The organism is Streptomyces sp. NPDC087300, assembly GCF_044744425.1.
Taxonomy (GTDB): Bacteria; Actinomycetota; Actinomycetes; order Streptomycetales; family Streptomycetaceae; genus Streptomyces.
Window position 1 is genome coordinate 857,427 of the sequence record NZ_JBIUYI010000005.1, and the last position, 17,974, is coordinate 875,400.

Annotated in this window: 16 protein-coding genes; 6 read left to right on the forward strand and 10 right to left on the reverse strand. The window is 70.4% G+C overall.

The annotated features are described in order from the left end of the window. Positions 1 to 53: 53 nt before the first annotated feature. Both ACIO9J_RS24170 and ACIO9J_RS24175 read right to left on the reverse strand, forming a co-directional pair. Positions 54 to 587, reverse strand: coding sequence for a putative immunity protein (locus tag ACIO9J_RS24170; RefSeq protein ID WP_402003125.1), 534 nt, complete (start codon positions 585 to 587; stop codon positions 54 to 56). Positions 588 to 705: 118 nt separating this feature from the next. Next, positions 706 to 1,842, reverse strand: coding sequence for a PQQ-dependent sugar dehydrogenase (locus ACIO9J_RS24175; protein WP_402003128.1), 1,137 nt, complete (start codon positions 1,840 to 1,842; stop codon positions 706 to 708). A 501-nt stretch (positions 1,843 to 2,343) separates the two neighbouring features. Here ACIO9J_RS24175 and ACIO9J_RS24180 point away from each other — a divergent pair. Beyond that, entirely contained in the window at positions 2,344 to 3,195 is an 852-nt protein-coding gene (locus ACIO9J_RS24180; protein ID WP_402003131.1) for an acyl carrier protein, read from the forward strand. Positions 3,196 to 3,302: 107 nt separating this feature from the next. Here ACIO9J_RS24180 and ACIO9J_RS24185 read toward each other — a convergent pair whose 3' ends face one another. Then, positions 3,303 to 3,857, reverse strand: coding sequence for a MarR family winged helix-turn-helix transcriptional regulator (locus ACIO9J_RS24185; RefSeq protein ID WP_402003134.1), 555 nt, complete (start codon positions 3,855 to 3,857; stop codon positions 3,303 to 3,305). A 66-nt stretch (positions 3,858 to 3,923) separates the two neighbouring features. Here ACIO9J_RS24185 and ACIO9J_RS24190 point away from each other — a divergent pair, with 66 nt between their 5' ends. After that, positions 3,924 to 4,949, forward strand: a complete 1,026-nt coding sequence (locus ACIO9J_RS24190) for an alpha/beta hydrolase (RefSeq protein WP_402003137.1) — start codon at positions 3,924 to 3,926, stop codon at positions 4,947 to 4,949. 359 nt (positions 4,950 to 5,308) lie between these two features. Here the strand turns inward: ACIO9J_RS24190 and ACIO9J_RS24195 are convergent, their stop codons facing one another. After that, positions 5,309 to 5,518, reverse strand: coding sequence for a hypothetical protein (locus tag ACIO9J_RS24195; protein WP_402003140.1), 210 nt, complete (start codon positions 5,516 to 5,518; stop codon positions 5,309 to 5,311). A gap of 154 nt (positions 5,519 to 5,672) precedes the next feature. Here ACIO9J_RS24195 and ACIO9J_RS24200 point away from each other — a divergent pair, with 154 nt between their 5' ends. Next, positions 5,673 to 6,008, forward strand: a complete 336-nt coding sequence (locus ACIO9J_RS24200) for a hypothetical protein (protein ID WP_402003143.1) — start codon at positions 5,673 to 5,675, stop codon at positions 6,006 to 6,008. 183 nt (positions 6,009 to 6,191) lie between these two features. After that, positions 6,192 to 6,563, forward strand: coding sequence for a PRC-barrel domain-containing protein (locus tag ACIO9J_RS24205; protein ID WP_402003146.1), 372 nt, complete (start codon positions 6,192 to 6,194; stop codon positions 6,561 to 6,563). Between the two features lie 125 nt (positions 6,564 to 6,688). Here ACIO9J_RS24205 and ACIO9J_RS24210 read toward each other — a convergent pair whose 3' ends face one another. The 4 genes from ACIO9J_RS24210 to ACIO9J_RS24225 all read right to left on the reverse strand — a co-directional run bounded on the left by ACIO9J_RS24210 (position 6,689) and on the right by ACIO9J_RS24225 (position 10,846). Next, positions 6,689 to 7,738 (reverse strand): glycoside hydrolase family 5 protein, encoded by a 1,050-nt coding sequence (locus tag ACIO9J_RS24210; RefSeq protein ID WP_402003149.1) that lies wholly within the window; start codon positions 7,736 to 7,738, stop codon positions 6,689 to 6,691. Between the two features lie 360 nt (positions 7,739 to 8,098). Further along, entirely contained in the window at positions 8,099 to 8,908 is an 810-nt protein-coding gene (locus ACIO9J_RS24215; protein WP_402003151.1) for an SDR family oxidoreductase, read from the reverse strand. 12 nt (positions 8,909 to 8,920) lie between these two features. Further along, a complete protein-coding gene (locus ACIO9J_RS24220) occupies positions 8,921 to 10,165 on the reverse strand; it encodes an NADH:flavin oxidoreductase (protein ID WP_402003153.1) in 1,245 nt (414 codons plus the stop codon). Between the two features lie 51 nt (positions 10,166 to 10,216). Further along, on the reverse strand, positions 10,217 to 10,846 hold the full coding sequence (locus ACIO9J_RS24225) for a TetR/AcrR family transcriptional regulator (RefSeq protein ID WP_402003156.1): 630 nt from the start codon (positions 10,844 to 10,846) through the stop codon (positions 10,217 to 10,219). A 264-nt stretch (positions 10,847 to 11,110) separates the two neighbouring features. Here ACIO9J_RS24225 and ACIO9J_RS24230 point away from each other — a divergent pair, with 264 nt between their 5' ends. Both ACIO9J_RS24230 and ACIO9J_RS24235 read left to right on the forward strand, forming a co-directional pair. Then, positions 11,111 to 13,186, forward strand: coding sequence for a WD40 repeat domain-containing serine/threonine protein kinase (locus tag ACIO9J_RS24230; RefSeq protein WP_402003158.1), 2,076 nt, complete (start codon positions 11,111 to 11,113; stop codon positions 13,184 to 13,186). Between the two features lie 128 nt (positions 13,187 to 13,314). Further along, positions 13,315 to 15,483, forward strand: a complete 2,169-nt coding sequence (locus ACIO9J_RS24235; RefSeq protein WP_402003161.1) for a protein kinase — start codon at positions 13,315 to 13,317, stop codon at positions 15,481 to 15,483. 117 nt (positions 15,484 to 15,600) lie between these two features. Here the strand turns inward: ACIO9J_RS24235 and ACIO9J_RS24240 are convergent, their stop codons facing one another. Beyond that, the gene (locus ACIO9J_RS24240; protein ID WP_402003624.1) at positions 15,601 to 16,260 is read right to left on the reverse strand and encodes an ABC transporter ATP-binding protein; all 660 of its coding nucleotides are present in this window, start codon (positions 16,258 to 16,260) and stop codon (positions 15,601 to 15,603) included. A 70-nt stretch (positions 16,261 to 16,330) separates the two neighbouring features. Beyond that, positions 16,331 to 17,767 (reverse strand): ABC transporter permease, encoded by a 1,437-nt coding sequence (locus tag ACIO9J_RS24245; protein WP_402003164.1) that lies wholly within the window; start codon positions 17,765 to 17,767, stop codon positions 16,331 to 16,333. Between the last annotated feature and the right edge of the window lie 207 nt (positions 17,768 to 17,974).

The window sequence follows — 17,974 nt, forward strand, 5'->3', positions numbered from 1 at the left end:
TCTAGGGAGACTGTCTCCGCGGACGAAACTCATCGCGACCGGACCACGCCCGGTCAGATACGAAGATCCGTGTCCAGCATGCGGATCAGCGCACCGACCCGGCCGCCACCACCCGGCGCCGCCGGAAACCGCCTGAGTACGTCGACGACGGCCGGTGTCGCACGGCGTACCGCCTGCCGGACGTGCTCGGCGCCCACGGCCGGATCGTCACCCGCCACCAGCTCGGCCGCCCGTGCGGCGTGCGCGCCCGCGCCGAGGATGTGTTTGACCTGGGTGGCCTTGGCCAGCGGATGCAGATAGGCGGCGCCCGCCGCGGCCATCGCCGCCCGTGCCGCCTCCCCGGCGGCCGCGGTGTCCGTGTCCTTGACCGCCTTGAGCGCCGCCCAGGCCGTGTCGCGCAGCGGCTTCCCGCGCTCGCCGCCCCGGGCGAACTCCCATGCCGTGCGGATCGCGTCGCGGGGACGCGGGTCGTCGGGCTGATCGGCCTCGAACAGGTCGAGGACCGTCTCCGCGCAGGCAGCGGCGTACGCGGTGACCTCACGAAGATCCTGCTTGCTCAGGGCGATCTCGCCCGTTTCCTCGGCCATGCGCCCATCTTCGGCCACCACGCCGGGCCGAGGGGCGGCGGGGCGCCGGAACGGCGAAGCGGGAGGAGCGGCCGACGTGGCCGCTCCTCCCGCTCCCTTCACCGGGTCCGTCGTGCCGTCACGCCCGGTCGATGCGGTAGACGCTGCCGCCGATGTCGAGTGCGTACAGCTCGCGGTTGCCGCCCTGGACGAACGAGACGACCTCGCCGCCGCTGGCCCCGAGGTCGTGCGTGCCGGTCACCTTGCCGTTCGCCATGCTCAGTGAGCGGATCGTGCCGTCGCAGTAGTCGCTGTACACGTACTGACCCCTGAGGGCCGGGATGGCCTTGCCCCGGTAGACGAAGCCGCCGGTCACCGAGCAGCCGAGGCCGGTGCGGTCGTACTCGTGGACTGGCGGTACGTGGTTCGCGGGCTCGGTGCCCTCGCGGAAGGGGTGGTTGCCCTCCATCTGGGACCAGCCGTAGTTCTCGCCGCCCTTGCTCTTCGCGGGGGCCCAGTCGATCTCCTCCCAGGCGCTCTGGCCGACGTCGCCGATGAGCATGTCGCCGGTGCCCGCGTCGAAGGAGAACCGCCACGGGTTGCGCAGCCCGTACGCCCAGATCTCGTCCTTGGCCTTCGGGTCGTTCACGAACGGGTTGTCCTTGGGGATCGCGTACGGCTTGCCGCCGTGCGGGTCGATCCGCAGCATCTTGCCGAGCAGGGTGTCGAGGTTCTGCCCGTTGCCGTGCGGGTCGCCGCCCGAGCCGCCGTCGCCGAGCGCGATGTAGAGGTAGCCGTCGGGGCCGAACTTGATGTCGCCGCCGTTGTGGTTCGAGTACGGCTGCGTCTGGGTGATGACGGTGCGCCGGGTCTCCGGCCGGAGCTTGCCCTGCCGTACGGCGAACTCGTCGACAGTGCTGGTGCCTTCGAGGTTCGTGTACGAGATGTAGAAATGCGCGAGCTTGTTGTCGAACGCGATGCCCAGCAGGCCGCGTTCGCCGTCGGTGGTGGTCTCGGCGGAGATGTCGAGGACGGGTTCGCTGAGCTTTCCCTTGTCCAAGACCCTTACGGTTCCCGCGCGTTCGGCGATCCAGACCGTGCCGCGCGGGCCTGCCGTGCCCGCGGACGGGTTCTTGGCCGTGGTCACCTTCGTGAGCGCGACCTTCGTCTCCTGGCGAGGGGCGGACGACTCGTCCGCGGACGCCGTGGTGAGGGCGAGGGACGCGACGAGGCAGATGGTGCCGATGATCGCCGTGCTTCTGGTGCGAACTTTCACCGTGAGCCTCCTGGAGGCGGCGAATGGGGGGCACCCGGCTGCTGGGGGCAGAGTTGGGTGGGCTACGCCCGCGCCAGCACGCAACCTGGGTGGGGGATGGTGGGCTACTGGCCACGGCTGAGGATACTGGGACAGCGGTGGTTGGTGTAGACCAAGGCGGCATCCATCTCGCTCGGCGTGTCGTCGTCTCGCCCCTTGGCGGGTTTCGCCGCGTCCTCGGGGCCGGTTCCCGACGGTTGGGCCGGAGCCTCTCGGTTCAGTGCTCCTTCGATGCTCGGTCCGGGCCCTTTTCCGACGGTCGATGCGGGCCTGCGAGGGTCCGGGCAACGCGCAGGAGGCCCGTCAGTGACCGGCAGTCAAACGCGTCATGCACGGTCCATGCACTCCCCGCGGCCCCTACAACCACGCACGGGCTCCCACATGTCGAACTTCACGCCGGACCACCGGCGAGACCCGCCGGACCCACCGGCCGCAACCGACCGCACCACCAACGGAGTTCACGTGCACCTGCGTACACGCGCCGCGAGATTCACCGCGGCCGCCGCCCTCACCCTGACCACCTTCGCGCTCGGCGCCCCGGCCGCGCACGCCTCGACACCCGCCCACGGACCGGCTGCTGACGGTGACTCAGCGGCTGCTCGTACGGCTGTGGACGACCCGACGTCGCCGTACAAGGTGGCGCTCTCCAGCAGCGCCGCCACGACCGACTTCGCCCACCGCACCACCGACCTCGCCGGCACCGTGACCCGCGCTGACGGCACCCCCGTCACGGACGCGCCGGTCCATCTCAGCAAGACCGTCCTGTACAAGACGTGGAACCCGTGGGGCGACCCCATCGACCCGACCGAGCGCGAGACCCTCGACCTGGGGACCGTCCGCACGGACGCCCAGGGGCGGTTCACGCTCGCCGGGGTGCGGGCGGACCGCTGGCTGGGGGAGAACAGCGTGTACGTCTTCCCCCGTCACCAGGTGCAGTTCGAGGCGTCGTACGACCCGGGGCCGCCCGACGACAACGAGATCTACTTCGGCGACGACACGCTCACCGTCCAGCCGGTCGCCAGTTCGCTCACCTACAAGGTGAACCGGACCAAGGTGCGCGCCGGTGACACGCTCGTCGTCACGGGCAAGGTCACCTGGCCCGCCGGGCACGGTCCGGTCGCGGGCACCCGGGTGCTGCTGCGGACCTACTTCGAGTCCGCGTACGACGCGCAGGCCACCACCGACGCCCAGGGCAACTTCGAGGTACGTGCCAAGATCCGGGACTACGACAACGAGTTCGTGGTCTTCTCCGCGCCCAAGGACTACTACATCGCGGGTGCGAGCAAGGTCCTTCCGGTCAAGAACGTCAGCTGACGACCGTGTCCGTGCCCGTCATCTGAAGCAGGGAGCGTGGTCCGCCGCCGGTACGCCTACGGCGGCGGGCCACGTGGTCGCGTGACCAGGCCGCGAGCTCCGGAGCCTCAGTCGAGGTCCGGCATGAGCGGCGTCCCGCCTTCCTCGACGGCGAGCGCCACGGTACGCAAGAGGGCAGAAAGAAGCTCCAACTCCCCCTGAGGCAACGGCGCGAGGAGCGAAGCCTCCGCCTCGCGCTGGTCGTCGATCACCGCCGACCACGCTTCGGCACCCTCGCGGGTCAGGCCGACGAGGAGGCTGCGGCGGTCCTCCGGCGGATGCTCGCGCGTGATCAGGTCCGAGGCCTGGAGCCGGTCGAGACGGTTGGTGAGGGTCGCAGGATGGACGCCGAGCCCCTGCGCCAGACGCGTCGGCGTCATGCGGTACGGCTCGCCCGCCGACCGCAGGCGCCACAGGATCTCGTACTCCCACATCTTCAGCCCGTGCCGCGCCAGGGCCGCTTCCTTCTGCCGGTGCAGGTGGCGCACCAGCATCTGCATGCGGGTGATCGCGCCTTCCAACTCCGGTACCAGGCCGGGCACTTCACGCTCCCAGCGGGCGATGTGCCGATCGACCGAGTCCCGTACCCGCGCCGATGCCGCCGTCGGCTTCTCTGCTGTCACCACTCCACCATACCGTTCATAAATTACGGACTCAGATATTTTGAAATCGTAGTAACGTCCTGCGGCATGTCGACCTTCACCCTGTCCGGCCGCATCGATGAGCACGTCATCGACAGCGCCCTGCTGCGTGACAACCCCCTCGGCGACCCCGCCCGACGCCCGCTGTGGGTCTACACCCCGCCCGGCTACGCGGAAGCCCCCACGCGCCGGTACCCCGTCATCTACTTGCTGCTCGGCTATGCGGGAACGCTGCCGATCTGGGGCAACCGCATGGCTTTCCGGCAGCCGGTGCCCGAGCTCGCCGACGCACTCTTCGCCCGTGGCGAGGCCCCCGGCGCGCTCCTCGTGTTCGTGGACGCCTGGACGACGTACGGCGGCAGCCAGTTCATCGACTCGCCCGGCACCGGGCGCTACCACTCGTACCTGTGCGAGGAGATCGTGCCGTACGTGGACGCCCACTACCGGACCCTGCCCGAACGCGACCACCGCGCCATCGCGGGCAAGTCGAGCGGCGGCCTCGGCGCCGCGATCAGCACGATGCTGCGCCCCGACCTGTTCGGCGCGTTCGCCACGCACTCCGGTGACTCGCTGTCCCAGGCGCAGTACCAGCCGCACTTCCTCACCGCGGCGCGGCAGTTGAGGTCCTACGGCGGCGACATCTTCCGCTGGTGGGACGACTTCCGCTCACGGGTCGCCTTCACCAAGGACGAGGACCTGAACCTCCTGGAGATCCTCGGCGTCTCCGCCTGCTTCTCCCCGGGGCCCGACGGAACTCCCACCCTGCCCTTCAACCCGCGTACGGGGGAGCTGCGCGAGGAGGAGTGGCAGCGCTGGCTGGCCTGGGACCCGGTACGGATGGCAGCCGGCCACGCCGACGCCCTGCGCTCCCAGCACGGCATCTGGATCGACGCGGGCACCCGCGACGAGTGGTTCCTCGACCTGGGCGCGCTGGCCTTCCGCGACGCGGTCGCCGCGGCCGGAGTGGCGGACGCGGACGTCCACTTCGAACTCTTCGAGGGCGGCCACCGCGCCGTCGAGTACCGGATGCCGCCCGCGCTGGCGTGGCTGGCACACCGGATCGCGTCCCGATAGGCGCGGCGCACGTGTTACGCCGCGCTGAGCTCCGGTACCCGCGATCTGGCCAATGCGATGGCTAAGGTCCTCCACGCCCTGGAGACGGGTGGGATGACCGGGGAGCTGCGCTCAGGTCTGGACCGCGCGCCGCGACCACCGCATGCGTCATGCCGAGGCCCAGATGGTCCTGCCCGACGCGGTGGCGGAGGCGGCCAGCACCGCCACCCGTCATCTCGGCGATTTGTACGGCCTGTTGATGCGACTCGACGGAGGCCTCGATGGAGGCACGGCGGAGCAGGGAGAGGACTTGGGCACCGCTCGCGAGCGCCTGGATGGGCTATGGGAGGAACTGGCCCGCGTCATAGGGCGGAAGCGGTTCATAGGGCGGAAGCCGCTCCCGGCGCCTGCGTGGCCGCCCCCTCCGGCCCGCCGCCCGCGGTCACGTCGGCCGCCGCCACCTCATCCTGTTCCTCCAGTTCGTTGAGGACTCTGGTCAGCGACTGGGTCTGGAGGCCCTCGATGGCCGCCAGTTCGGACGCGGTCGACACCCCGCCGTGCCGCAGGTTCGCCAGCACCGAGGCGGCCATGCGGGATGAAGTACGAAGCGTATGCGTAGTAGAAGTGGGACAGGGCCCGATCCCCCTGTTACGAAGTGCGGACAGAACTCGGTGAACGACTCGGTGCCGGACATCCCTCTGACCGGTTGTCGCACACCGCAATGACCCGTGGGGGGTTTCCCAGATGGCCACTCGTCCTCTTCGTCGTACGCGCCGCGCCGCCGGAACCGGCGGTCTGGCGGCCGTCGCCGCGGCTGCGGCCGTCGTGCTGTCGCTGACCGCCTGCGGCGGGAGCGGTGACGCCGCGGCGGGCGAGGGCCAGGCCGGCGACGAGGGCGGGTCCGGCGTGGTCACGGTCCAGGCCGAGCCGACGCCCGAGCCCGGCATCTCGGTCGTACCCGCCGACGCGGGCGCGACGATGGAGGCGAAGGCGCAGAGCGCCGGGCTGGGCAACCGGCAGGACGCCAAGGGTGTGTACGTCGTGCTCAGCGCCGGTGATGCCGTCAGCGCCCACGAGTAGTCGCCTGTCCCATCAGGCGGCTGCCGTAACCCCCGGGGGTGCGGTTCTCGCCGAAGGCGCGGTCGAGGTCCTGCCGGACGTTTACGTACGGCTTGCCCGGAGAACCGGGTGGTGTCGCCGGGAAGGACGCACGGTGCGGACCGCACCGCCTGACCGGACCGGCTAGCGCACGGAGGTCACACCATGACCGAGAACATCTGGAGCTACCCCGCCACGGCAGGTCACTCTCCCAACGCTGACCTGACGGGGTACAAGGTCGAGGCGACGGACGGGCAGATCGGCAAGGTCGACAAGCACTCGAACGACGTCGACTCGCAGTACATCGTCGTCGACACCGGCATGTGGATCTTCGGCAAGGAGGTTCTGCTGCCGGCGGGGACCATCACGGGCATCGACCCGGAGACGAAGACGATCCAGGTGGCGCGGACCAAGGACCAGATCAAGGACGCGCCCGAGTTCGACAAGCACAAGCACCTCACCGACCCGGCCTATCACGACCAGATCGGTACGTACTACGGCGCCCACTACCCGGGCGGCCCTGGCCGCATGTTCTGATCACGCTCCCGGCGGTCGGGACGCGCGCGAGAGCGCGCGATGCAAGATGACAGAGGCGGGGCCGGACCCTTTCGAAGGGGTCCGGCCCCGCTGCGCCGTGTTCGGCGCGCGTCGCGTCGAATCCGTCAGCCCTTCACGCGCTCCCGCACCCACGCCCCGGCCGGCTTGAGCACGCCGGTGCCCGACCACTCGTCACCGTCGCAGGTGCCCGGCTTGAAGACCGCTCCGGAGCGGTCGTCGTCCGAGTAGTTCCAGTTGGTCCAGGAGATGTTCTTCCGCTTCATGAGGTCGATGTACTTCTGGGACATCGCGAAGTCGTTGCCGCCGTCACCCGACGCCTCCTGCGTGCCGAACTCGGTGACGAACATGGGGATTTCGTCGGCCGCCCGGGACAGCGTCTGGAGGTACTCGTCGTCGTGGTCGGCGGCGTAGAAGTGGAAGGTGTACATGACGTTCTCGGCGTCGACCGGGTTGTCGACGACCTCCCGCTCGTCCGCGCCCTCGGACACGCCGAGCGACGACCAGGCGCGGGTGCCGACGAGCGCGATGCCGTCCGGGTCGTAGCGCCGGATCACGGGGATGATCTCCTCCGCGTACGACTTGATCTCGGACCATTCGACGCCGCTGGGCTCGTTGGCTATCTCGTAGAACACGTTGGGCTGGTCGGCGTACTTCCTCGCCATGTCGGTGAAGAACTTCTTGGCCAGCGAGGTGTTCGCGTTGGGGTCGCCGGGGGAGAGCATGTGCCAGTCGATGATGGCGTACATGCCGCGCTCGATGGCCTGGTCGACGACGCGCTGGGCGATCTTGGTGAACTTCGCCGGGTCGGTCTCGTAGCCGTCCTCCTGGACGTACGTGGAGACGCGCAGCACATCGGCTCCCCAGTCCTTCGCCAGGGCGTCGAGCGAGCCGTCCGTGAGGCACTGCTCGTACCACTGCGTGCCGTGCGAGCTCATGCCGCGGAGCTGCACGGCCTTGCCCTGCGCGGAGCACAACGTCGTGTCGCAGAGCTTGAGTTGGCCGTTGACGGCCACGGGTGAACCGGCAGGGGCCCGGACGGCGGCTCGAGCGTCCTGGTCGGCGCTGGCAGCCGCACTGAACTGCGGGGCGAGGGTGAGGAGTGAGCCCGCGGCGAGCGCCGCGGTGAGGGTGATCCAGCGTCGGTGGGGCGTCATGGGAGGTGCCTCCTGTGTTCGCGTCGCTCTGTGGGGGACGTGCTTCAGCGCGTGTTCAGGGGGTGCTGTGAGAGGTGCGGGCCCTGTGGGGGAGACGGGGCCGTGCGGAACGTGGGGTTGGCGGGAAAACTAAGGTCCATTTCCGGTGCCGTCAAGACTGACAGGAAACTTTCCTATTCCACGTAGGGGAACGCCGTGCCCGGCCTGCGCACCGGCAGGTGCGTAGGAGGGAGCGGGCGCAGGTTTCCCTGAGCAGGACAGAATCGCGCGACACCTCTCGGTGCGCGCCAGAAGCTCAACGCCCAAGCTCGGCGCGGGCGTTCAGAATCCACATCGCGGTTCAGCAGTGTGAACGACTGCTCATCGGGGGCGCCGGGTCGCCGCCTTCGGCCACTCCAGGCCGCGTAGCTTCGCGTCCAGGCCGCCGTCGCAGAACATCAACGAACCCACGCAGTACGCCGACGCGGCGGACAGCAGGAAGAGCACCAGGTCCGCGACTTCCTCCGGACGGCCCGCGCGGCCCGCCGGGATGGCCGCCAGGTAGGCCTTCATGCCGTCCGCGACGCGCGGGTCCTCGCGGCCTGCCCGGGTCATCGGTGTGTCGATGAAGCCCGGCGCGACGGCGTTCAGGCGGATGCCGTCGACTATGTAGTCGGCCGCCCGCGTACGGGTGTAGTACGCCAGGGCCGCCTTGGTCGCCGGGTAGGCCAGCACGCCGCCCTCGTCGGCGAGGGATTCGCCCAGCGCGCACGCGGCGCCCTCGTCGCCCGCCAGGCACGCATCCGCCAGTTCGGGATGCCAACCTGCTTGCGTGGTAGTGGAGTTGGACGAGATCAGCACCACCGATGACGTGCCCGCGGCGGCGAGGAGCGGCCGCAGGCCCTCCAGGACGTCGACGGCGCCGAAGTAGTTCACGGAGACCAGCAGGCCGGGGGAGCGCCCGGTCCCACCGGCGATTCCGGCGAACGGCACGAAGCCGTCCAGCCGCCCCTCGGACAGCCGGGTGACCTCCGCGACGGCCTCACTCCTGCCCTCGGGCGTGCCCAGGTCGGCCGCCACATCGGTGCCGCGCAGATCGACGCCGATGACGCGATGCCCCCGCGCCGTGAGCCGCGCGGCGACGCACGCGCCGATTCCGGAGGCGGCACCGGTGACGGCTATCGTTCCCACGATGAACTCTCCTCAGCGGCTGGGAGCTTTGAGCGGCTCAGGATCCACCAGGACGCAGCGCGTCCCCGAATAGATCGTCGGCATGCAGCGGTTGCAGTGGACGCACAGCGAGTGCGTGGCGCGTCCTGCGGCAAGGTCATCGGCGAAGCGGTTGACGAGGTCCGGCTCGCGCAGCAGCGCGCGGCCCATCGCCACGAACTCGAAGCCCTCGGCCATCGCCGACTCGGCGGTCCGCCGGTCCGAGATCCCGCCGAGCAGGATCAGCGGCAGCCTGAGCGCGGCGCGGAACTGGCGGGCCGACGCGAGGAGATACGCCTCCTGGTACGGGTACGCGCGGATGAACTTCTTGCCCATGAGCCGGACACCGAGCCGCTGAGGCCGCGGGAAGGTCGCCGCGAACTCCCTGACGGGGGCGCCGCCGCGGAACAGGTACATGGGATTGAGCAGGGAACTGCCCGCCGTCAGCTCCAGGGCGTCGACGCTGCCGTCCTCCTCCAGCCACGCGGCCGTACGCAGGCTCTCGTCCAGCCAGATGCCGCCCGGCACGCCGTCGTCCATGTTGAGCTTGGCGGTGACGGCGATCGCGTCGCCTACCTCGTCGCGCACCGCGCGGGCCACACCGCGCGCGACCTTGGCGCGAGCGGCGAGCGGGCCGCCGTACTCGTCCTTGCGGCGGTTGAGGCGCGGGCTGAGGAAGGAACTGGCGAAGTAGTTGTGGCCGAGGTGGATCTCCACCGCGTCGAAACCGGCCTCGATGGCGATGCGCGCCGCACGCGCGTGGGCGCGGGTGATCCGGGCGATGTCGTCTTTCGTGGCGGCCCGCGCGAATCGCAGGCTCCCCTTGTTGAGGAACCGGCTGGGGGCGAGCGCGGGCAGTCCGTTGGAGACGGGGTCGGCGACCGGTCCCGCGTGCCCGATCTGCGCGGAGACCGCGGCGCCCTGCGCGTGCACGGTGTCCGTGAGCCGGCGCAGACCCGGCACGGCCTCGGGCCGCAGGTGGATCTGGTCGCGTTCGGTGCGTCCCTCGGGCGAGACGGCGCAGTACGCCACCGTGGTCATGCCTACGCCCCCGGCCGCGGGGCGCCGGTGGTACTCGATCAGCGCGTCGCTGACCAGCGCGCCGGGCGTGACGCCTTCGAACGTGGCCGCCTTGATCACGCGGTTGCGCAGGGTGAGCGGGCCGAGCCGGGCCGGGGCGAGGAGGTCGGGGACCGGGTCCTGGTCGCCGGAGGGACGAGCTGAGTCTGTGGTGCTCACGGGTGGGCAACTCCTCAACTGTCGTACAGCAGGCGGGTGTTCAGGGGGTGCTCAGGAGGTGTTCGGCGATGCGGGTGGAGCCTGGAGACCGTCGCGACCGTCGAGTCCGGCGGAGACGAAGGAGACGACCGCATCGAGCGGCGGGCGTGGCACGCTGCCCAACTCCGCTGTGGCGGCGAGCGGTTCGCCGTAGAGCTGGAGCAGCAGGTCGAACGTCATGCGCCAGCGGTGGCCGATCTCGGCCCTGGAGAGCTCGGGCCGCGCGGCACTCAACAGGGCGCTCCACGGGGCGTATCCGAACCAGTGCGCGTCGAAGGGCAGCTCACGGCGGCGCAGCACCACGCGGGCGAGCAGATGCATGAGCATCCGCCCGCGCGGGCTCGCCGTGAGCAGATCGAGCGGCCGCACCAGTACGTCGACGAGCTCGCGGACGTCCGGCGGGTGGCCGTCGGCGGCCCGCCGCTCCACCTGCGCGAGAGGCTCCGCCCACAGCGGGCCGAGCCTGCTCTGCAACAACGCGGCGACCAAGTCCTCCTTGGTGCCGAAGTGGTAGTGCACGGCTGCCGGATTCATCCCCGCCCCGGCGTTGACCGCGCGGACGGACACCCGCTCGTAGCCCTGCGCGAGGAAGAGGCGCTCGGCGGCGTCGAGCAGCGCCGCCCGGGTGGCGTCGGTGGCCATCGCCCCATCAGAGCACGGTGTTCCCGCACTTTCAATCAGTGATGGGACACCTTCTTCCTCCGTTTTCCCTCCGTGAGGGAACGCTTTCGCCCCGACCCGTGAGGCGCACACAAGACGGCGGTCCCACCGGTCCGCGACACCGGATCATGGTTCAATTCCGGGCGTGTACGAATCCGTTGGTGATGCGTCGCCTCTCGCTCTCGGTCAGCCGCGAGATCCGGGGGACTCGGAACCGGAAGAGGAATCGGGAGATTCGAGTAGCGCATGGTGGAGTCGCTGAGCCCTTCGGACCCCCGACAGGTCGGCCCCTACCGGATCGAGGGGCGCCTCGGCCAGGGCGGCATGGGGTCGGTCTTCCTCGGAACGTCGCCCGCCGGCCGGCAGGTCGCGGTCAAGCTGATCCGGCGCGAGTTCGCGTCGGCGCCGCACTTCCGCGAGCGGTTCGCGCGTGAGGTGGAGGCGGCCCGGCGCGTCGGTGGATTCCACACCGCCCAGGTCGTCGACGCGGATCCCGAGGCCGAGTCCCCGTGGCTGGTCACCGACTTCATCGCGGGCCCCACGCTGCAACAACTCGTCACCGGACAGGGCGCCCTGTCCGCCGAGGCCGTGCTGCGGCTCGGCGCGGGACTCGCGGAGGGGCTCGCCGCGATCCACAAGTGCGGCCTCGTGCACCGCGACCTGAAGCCCGGCAACGTCATCGTCGCCCCGGACGGGCCGCGCATCATCGACTTCGGCATCGCCCACGCCGAGGACACCGGCACGATGACGCACACCGGCACCCTCATCGGCACGTACGCCTACATGTCGCCGGAGCAGATACGCACCCCGGCCGCTGTGACGCCCGCCTGCGACGTCTTCTCCCTCGGCTCGGTGCTCGCCTTCGCCGCCACCGGCCGGAGCCCCTTCGACGCCTCGAACGTCCCGGCGATCATCCACCGCGTCACCAGCGAACCTCCCGTACTCACGGATCTGTCCGGGCACCCGGGACTGCACCGCCTCGTGACCACCTGCCTGGCCAAGGACCCGGCCGCGCGGCCCTCCGCCGCCGAGCTCCTCCAGCGGCTCTCCACCACGGCCGCGCCGACGGTCGTCCCGCCACCCGCCTCGCCACCTGCCCCGCCGCCCGTCCCGCCCGCTCCTCCCGAAGCCTCGCCCATGGCCCCGTTCTCGGCCGCCGCGACGGTGCCAGACGCCGCCAAGCCGGTCGGGCGACGAGCCCTGATGATCGGCGGGATCGCAGCCGCCGCCACGGCCGCCGTCGCCGTCCCCGCGTACCTGCTCCGGCCCGAGGACGCCCCCGCGTCCGACCGGAAGCCCACGGCGAGGGGCGGCGGCGCCGCCCGGCCTTCGCCCTCCCGCGACATCACCAGGCCGGTCGCCCAACTGACCGGCCACGCCCTGGGCATCAGCTGCCTGGCCTTCGCCCCGGACGGCAGCACCCTGGCGACCGGCGCCCAGGACAAGACGCTGCGCCTGTGGGACGCGGGGGCCGGTCGCCTGATCAGCACGTTCGAGGGCCACACCGAGAACGTCATGTCGGTGGTCTACAGCCCGGACGGGCGCACCCTGTTCACCGGCAGCTTCGACAAGTCGCTGCGCAGCTGGGACGCGCGCAGCGGCGCGGCGAAGCGGGTGATCACCACGTACGAAGGCGAGTACGACAGCGTCAACTGCCTGGCCATGAGCCCGGACGGCAAGACACTCGCCGTCGGCGTGGGCAGCCGCGTCGAGCTGGTCGCCCCCGCCACGGGCCGCTCGCGGGCCACGCTCACCGGACACACGGGGAGCATGGGCTGGGTCGCGTTCAGCCCGGACGGCAGGACGGTCGCCAGCGTGGCCGCGGACCTCAAGGAGGGCACGATCCGGCTGTGGAACGCCCGCACCGGCCGCCTGACGAAGACCCTGACCGCCGACCGCAAGAAGAACTACTCGCAAGTGAGGTTCAGCAAGGACGGTGACACCCTCATCGCCAACGGGGCGGGCGTCCGGCTCTGGGACGTGGCCGAGGGCCGCAGTACCAGAACCCTCACCGACAAGCACGAGTACGTCCTGTCGGCGGCCTACCGGCCGGGAAAGCCGGGGCAGGGTGTGATCGCCGGGGCCGGTGGCTATGTGGAGATGGAGGGCGTCGACACGGTGGGACGCTCCGTCACGCTCTGGGACATGTCCACCGGCAAGGTCACCGCCACGCTGATCGGCGGACCGCCGAAGTCCACGCTGCGGGCCTCGATCCCCGCGCTGGCGTTCAGCCCGGACGGCAAGACCCTGGCGGGTGTGCTGAACCCGGCGGCGGACGCGGACGACGTCGAACCTTCGGTGCAGCTGTGGAGACTCACGTAGGGCGGCTCAGTTCCCGGCCGCGGGCTTCCCCGCTGCCTCGATTTCCCGACACCTTGATTTCCCGACACCTTGATTTCTCGACTCTTCGACTCCTCGCCCCTTCTCGATTCCTCGACCGGACGGTACTCATGGACGCGCTGAATCCCGACGACCCGCAGTGGGTGGGTCCCTACCGATTGGAGGGGCGGCTCGGTGAGGGCGGCATGGGGTCGGTGTTCCTCGGTACCTCGCCCGGTGGCCGGCAGGTCGCGGTGAAGCTGATCAAGCGGGAACTCGCGTCGGCGCCGCAGTTCCGTGAGCGGTTCGCGCGCGAGGTGGAGGCGGCCCGGCGCGTCGGCGGATTCCACACCGCCCAGGTCGTCGACGCGGACCCCGAGGCCGAATCCCCGTGGCTCGTCACGGCGTTCATCCCGGGCCCGACCCTGCACGACGTGGTCGCCACCGACGGCGCGCTGGCCCCCGACGCCGTACTGCGCCTCGGCGCCGGTCTCGCGGAGGGGCTCGCCGCCATCCACAAGTGCGGCCTCGTGCACCGGGACCTCAAGCCCGGCAACGTCATCCTGGCCTCGGACGGGCCGCGCATCATCGACTTCGGCATCGCACGGGCGGTGGACGCCAGTTCCCTCACGGCGACCGGCACCATCATCGGCACGTACTCGTACATGTCGCCGGAGCAGATCCGCGCCGACCGCGCGGGCGCCGCGAGCGACGTGTTCTCCCTGGGCTCGGTCCTGGCGTTCGCGGCGACGGGGCACGGCCCGTTCGACGCACCGACCCTGATCGAGGTCGTCCAGCGGATCCTCGACCAGCCGCCGGTGCTCGACGGCGTCGGGGGCGGCGACGGCGGCGAGGAGGGCGGTGACGGCGCGGAAGGCGGTGGTGGCGAGGAGGCGCGGCGGCTCCACGCTCTGCTCACCGAGTGCCTGGCCAAGGATCCGGCGGCTCGCCCGCCCGTCACGGAACTCCCTGCCCGCTTCGCGGGACGCGCCTCGGCTCGGTCCACTCCGCCAAGTCCCGTGCACAAGGCTCCCGTTGACCCCCGCGTGCCCGCGCGGCCCACCGCCCCGCCTCCCGGCGACACGGACACCGAGGGCGCGGACCACACGGTCCTGCTCGCGTCCCAGCAACCCCGGCTCGCCACGGTGACGGCCCCCGACCGGCCCGGGTACGCGCCGCAGGGCGGCGGCCCCGATGAGCCGACGCGGGGCGTGTCCCGGCGGACGCTGTTCTTCGCCGGTCTGGGCGTGGCGGCCGCCGCCGGTGCGGGCGCCTTCGTCCTCACCCGGCGAGACGACTCCGACAGCGGGGCGAACGCCGCTGGAAAGGACCCGGACAAGGGGACTCCGGACAAGAAGGACCCGGGCAAGAAGGACCCGGGCAAGAACACGGGAGACACCGGCGACGGCTCCGCGGCGAAGGGCTCCATCGCCCTGAAGGGCCTCAACACCGCACGCGCCCTCGCCTTCTCCGCGGACGGCAAGTCGCTGTGCGGCACGGGCAGCAACGGCGTCTGCCGCTGGGACGTGGACTCCAAGGAGGGCACGCCCGTGCACATCGGCATGCCCGGGTACCTACAGCCCACGGTCATCACCCAGGACCTCAAGTACGTGGTGCGGGCCGAGGAGAACAAGATCCGGGTCTGGAACACCGAGACCGGCAAGCTCGTCCGTACCTTCACCGGGCCGGGCTCGGCGAAGGGCCAGGACGGCTGGGCCACCGACATCGGCGTCAGCCCGGACGGCAGGACCGTGGTGGCCGCCACCACCAAGGGCCTCTACGTCTGGGAGGTGAGCTCGGGCAAGAGGCTCGCGCTGCGCAAGGACGCGCCGGGTGGTCCGGTGGCGTTCAGGAGCGACGGCAAGATGCTGGTGGCCGGTCGTCCGTTGCACCTGCGGAGCCCGAACGGCGTGTCGACGGCCGCCGTCAAGGACAGCGAGAACGCCGCGGTCACGGCGTTCAGCCCCGACGGCGAGATCCTTGCGTACGCGGAGCAGTCCGGGGCGATCCGGCTGTGGAACACCGGATCGCACCAGGAGACGGTGAAGCTCGACAACCCGGACGGCATGATCCACGCGCTCGCGTTCCACCCCAAGGGCGACCTGCTGGCCAGCGGCGGCCAGGACGGCACGGTCCGCGTGTGGAACACGGTGACGGGAAAGAGGGTCGGCTCCTTCAAGGGCCCCACCTCCGTGGAGGCACTGGCGTTCAGCCCGGACGGCAACACGGTGGCCGCGGGCCTCATGAGCGCGGTGCACTACGAGGACAAGGACGCGGTGCTGCTCTGGAAGCTCACCTGACGGGTCGGCACATCGCAGGACACCTCCCCGGGCTCCCCGGCCTCCCCGGCCTTCGCGGGCCGAGCCGAGAAGACCGGGGAGACCGTGAAGGCCGGGGAGCCCGGGGAGACGCCCGCCCTAGGCCGTCAGCTTGCCCCGCTTGAGGTGCAGCATTTCGTCCGACGCCGCGGCGACCTCCTTGGAATGGGTCACCACGATCACGCACTTGCCGTCGTCGTGCGCGAGCTTGCGGAACACCTCGATGATGCCGTCGGCCGTCTCGTGGTCGAGGCTGCCGGTCGGCTCGTCCGCGAAGAGGATGTCCACCTCGCAGGCGAGGGCGCGGGCGATCGCCACGCGTTGCTGCTGACCGCCCGAGAGCTGGAGCGTGCGGCGGTGGTGTTCGGCGGGTTCGACGCCGAGGAGCGTGAGCAGCTCGACGGCGCGCTGCTTGCGGCGGCCGCCCTTGACGCCGGTGATCTCCATCGCGGAGGTGATGTTCTGTACGGCGGTCATGTACGTCAGCAGGTTCAGCGACTGGAAGACGGTCGCGACGTGCTGGTTGCGGTACCGGCCGAGGCCGAGCCGCGAGATGTCCCGGCCCTGGAAGCTCACCGTGCCCGAACTCGGCGCGTCCAGGCCGCTGGCCAGCGAGAGGAGCGTGGTCTTGCCGGAGCCGGAGGGGCCGACCACGGCGTACATCCGCCCTGCCTCGAAGCGGTAGTTGACGCCCTTGAGTACCGTGCGGCGGCGGTTGCCGCTCTGGTAGGTGCGGGTCACGTCGGCCAGTTCGAGCATGACGTCGGTGGGGTTCTCGGCGAGCGTGGAGCGGGTGGAGTCGGTGGAATGCGTGGCGTCGGAGGTCACGTCAGTCGCCCTTCGTGAGGATGTCGCGCGGGTTCAGGCGCAGGACGCGGGAGCCGGGGACGAGGGTGGCCAGGGCCGCGATGCCCAGGCCGGTGGCGCCTACCTTGCCGATGTCGCCCGCGCCGATGCGGATGTCCATGGAGCTGATGGGTTCGGCCTCGGGTTCCTTGTCCCCGCCGCCGTTGCCCATGGAGTTGGAGTAGTCCGGTTCCTGGGACTTGTTCGAGGCCTCTTCCTTGGCCGATGACACCTCGCCGGCCAGCAGCTTGTCGCCGATGCTCTGCGAAAGGACCTGACTGCACGCTCCCGCGAGGCCGATGGCGACGACCGCGCAGGCGACCACCTCGACGAGGTGCTGGCCGAGCAGCCGCGGCTTCTTCTCCCCCAGGGAGAGCAGGATGCCGAGTTCCTTGCGGCGCTCGCGCAGCGACGAGGCCACGATCAGCGCGAGGATCACGGTGCCCGCGACGGCGACCAGCCAGACCGTGACGGAAGCGAAGTCCGCGGTCTTGTTGATCGGGCCGACGAGCGCCTTGTACTGCTTGTCGTTGACGGTGATCGGGAAGATCCGCAGATCGGCGCCCGCGGCCTCGGCGTCCTTCTTGAGCCGGTCGAGGTCCCCGGGATCCTTGAGGGTGAAGGTGGCGTTCTTGAGAACGGTGTCCTTGGTGCCCTTGCCGTCCAGCTTGGAGCCGCCGCCGGGCGTGACGTACAGGCGGTTGGCGGGGGCCATCATCGCGGGGACGTACTGGCCGCTGTCGGGCGTGCTGTTCTTGTAGATGCCGACGACCTTGAAGGAGTACTCCCGCTTGTCGCGCTCCTGGCCGGCGCCCGGCAGGACACCCACCATGAGCTTCATGCGGTCGCCGACCTTCAGGCCGTTGTCCTTGGCGACGCGCTCCTCGACGACGATCTCGTCGTCCTTGCTGTCGGGGGTGATGCCGTGCCCCGCGATCAGTTTCGAGTCGCCGTTGCGGAATTCCTTGACCTCGTCGATGTCGAGGATTCCGGAGGCGCTGAACAGGTCGGTGCCGAGTGAGTCCTGGCCCTGCGGCGGCGGTACCGGCTGGTGCAGCTTGGTGGATTTCGTCGGAAAGGCGCCGCCGTCGGTCGAGTAATTGCACTTGGCCACGGCGGACGACTTGCAGATCTTGTCGACGAGACTGGCGCGCAGATCGCCCTCGGCGCCGATCGTGCCGCCCTGCGGCCCGTCCGGCTTGTCCGTCTTCCCGGATCCGATGAGGCCGTTCACGTCGAGCTGCATCGTGGCCACCGCGCCCACCCGCTGCTTGGCGGCGTCGGCGGCGCGTGCGGCGGCCGACTGGATGAGGAATCCGGAGAGCACCAGGGTGCAGATCACGAAGAAGAGGCCGACGAGCATCAGTGTCTTGCCGAGGTGGCCCGTCAGCCGCCACCGGGCCCGTTTGAAGAGGTTCATGCCATGGGACGCTAGGCAGTCGCCGTTTTCAACCGCGTTTGGTTCCGGAGCCGCAGTCGCCGTCCTCATACACGGTTCAAAGACGGGATCTGGTAAATGTGGGCGAGGCAAGGGCGAATTAGCGGGAACGAGTATCCGGTAATTCATGGAATTCTCAGCCGCGCGGAACCTCCTTTCACGGCGTCCCGGGCGGGACGGACCGATCGG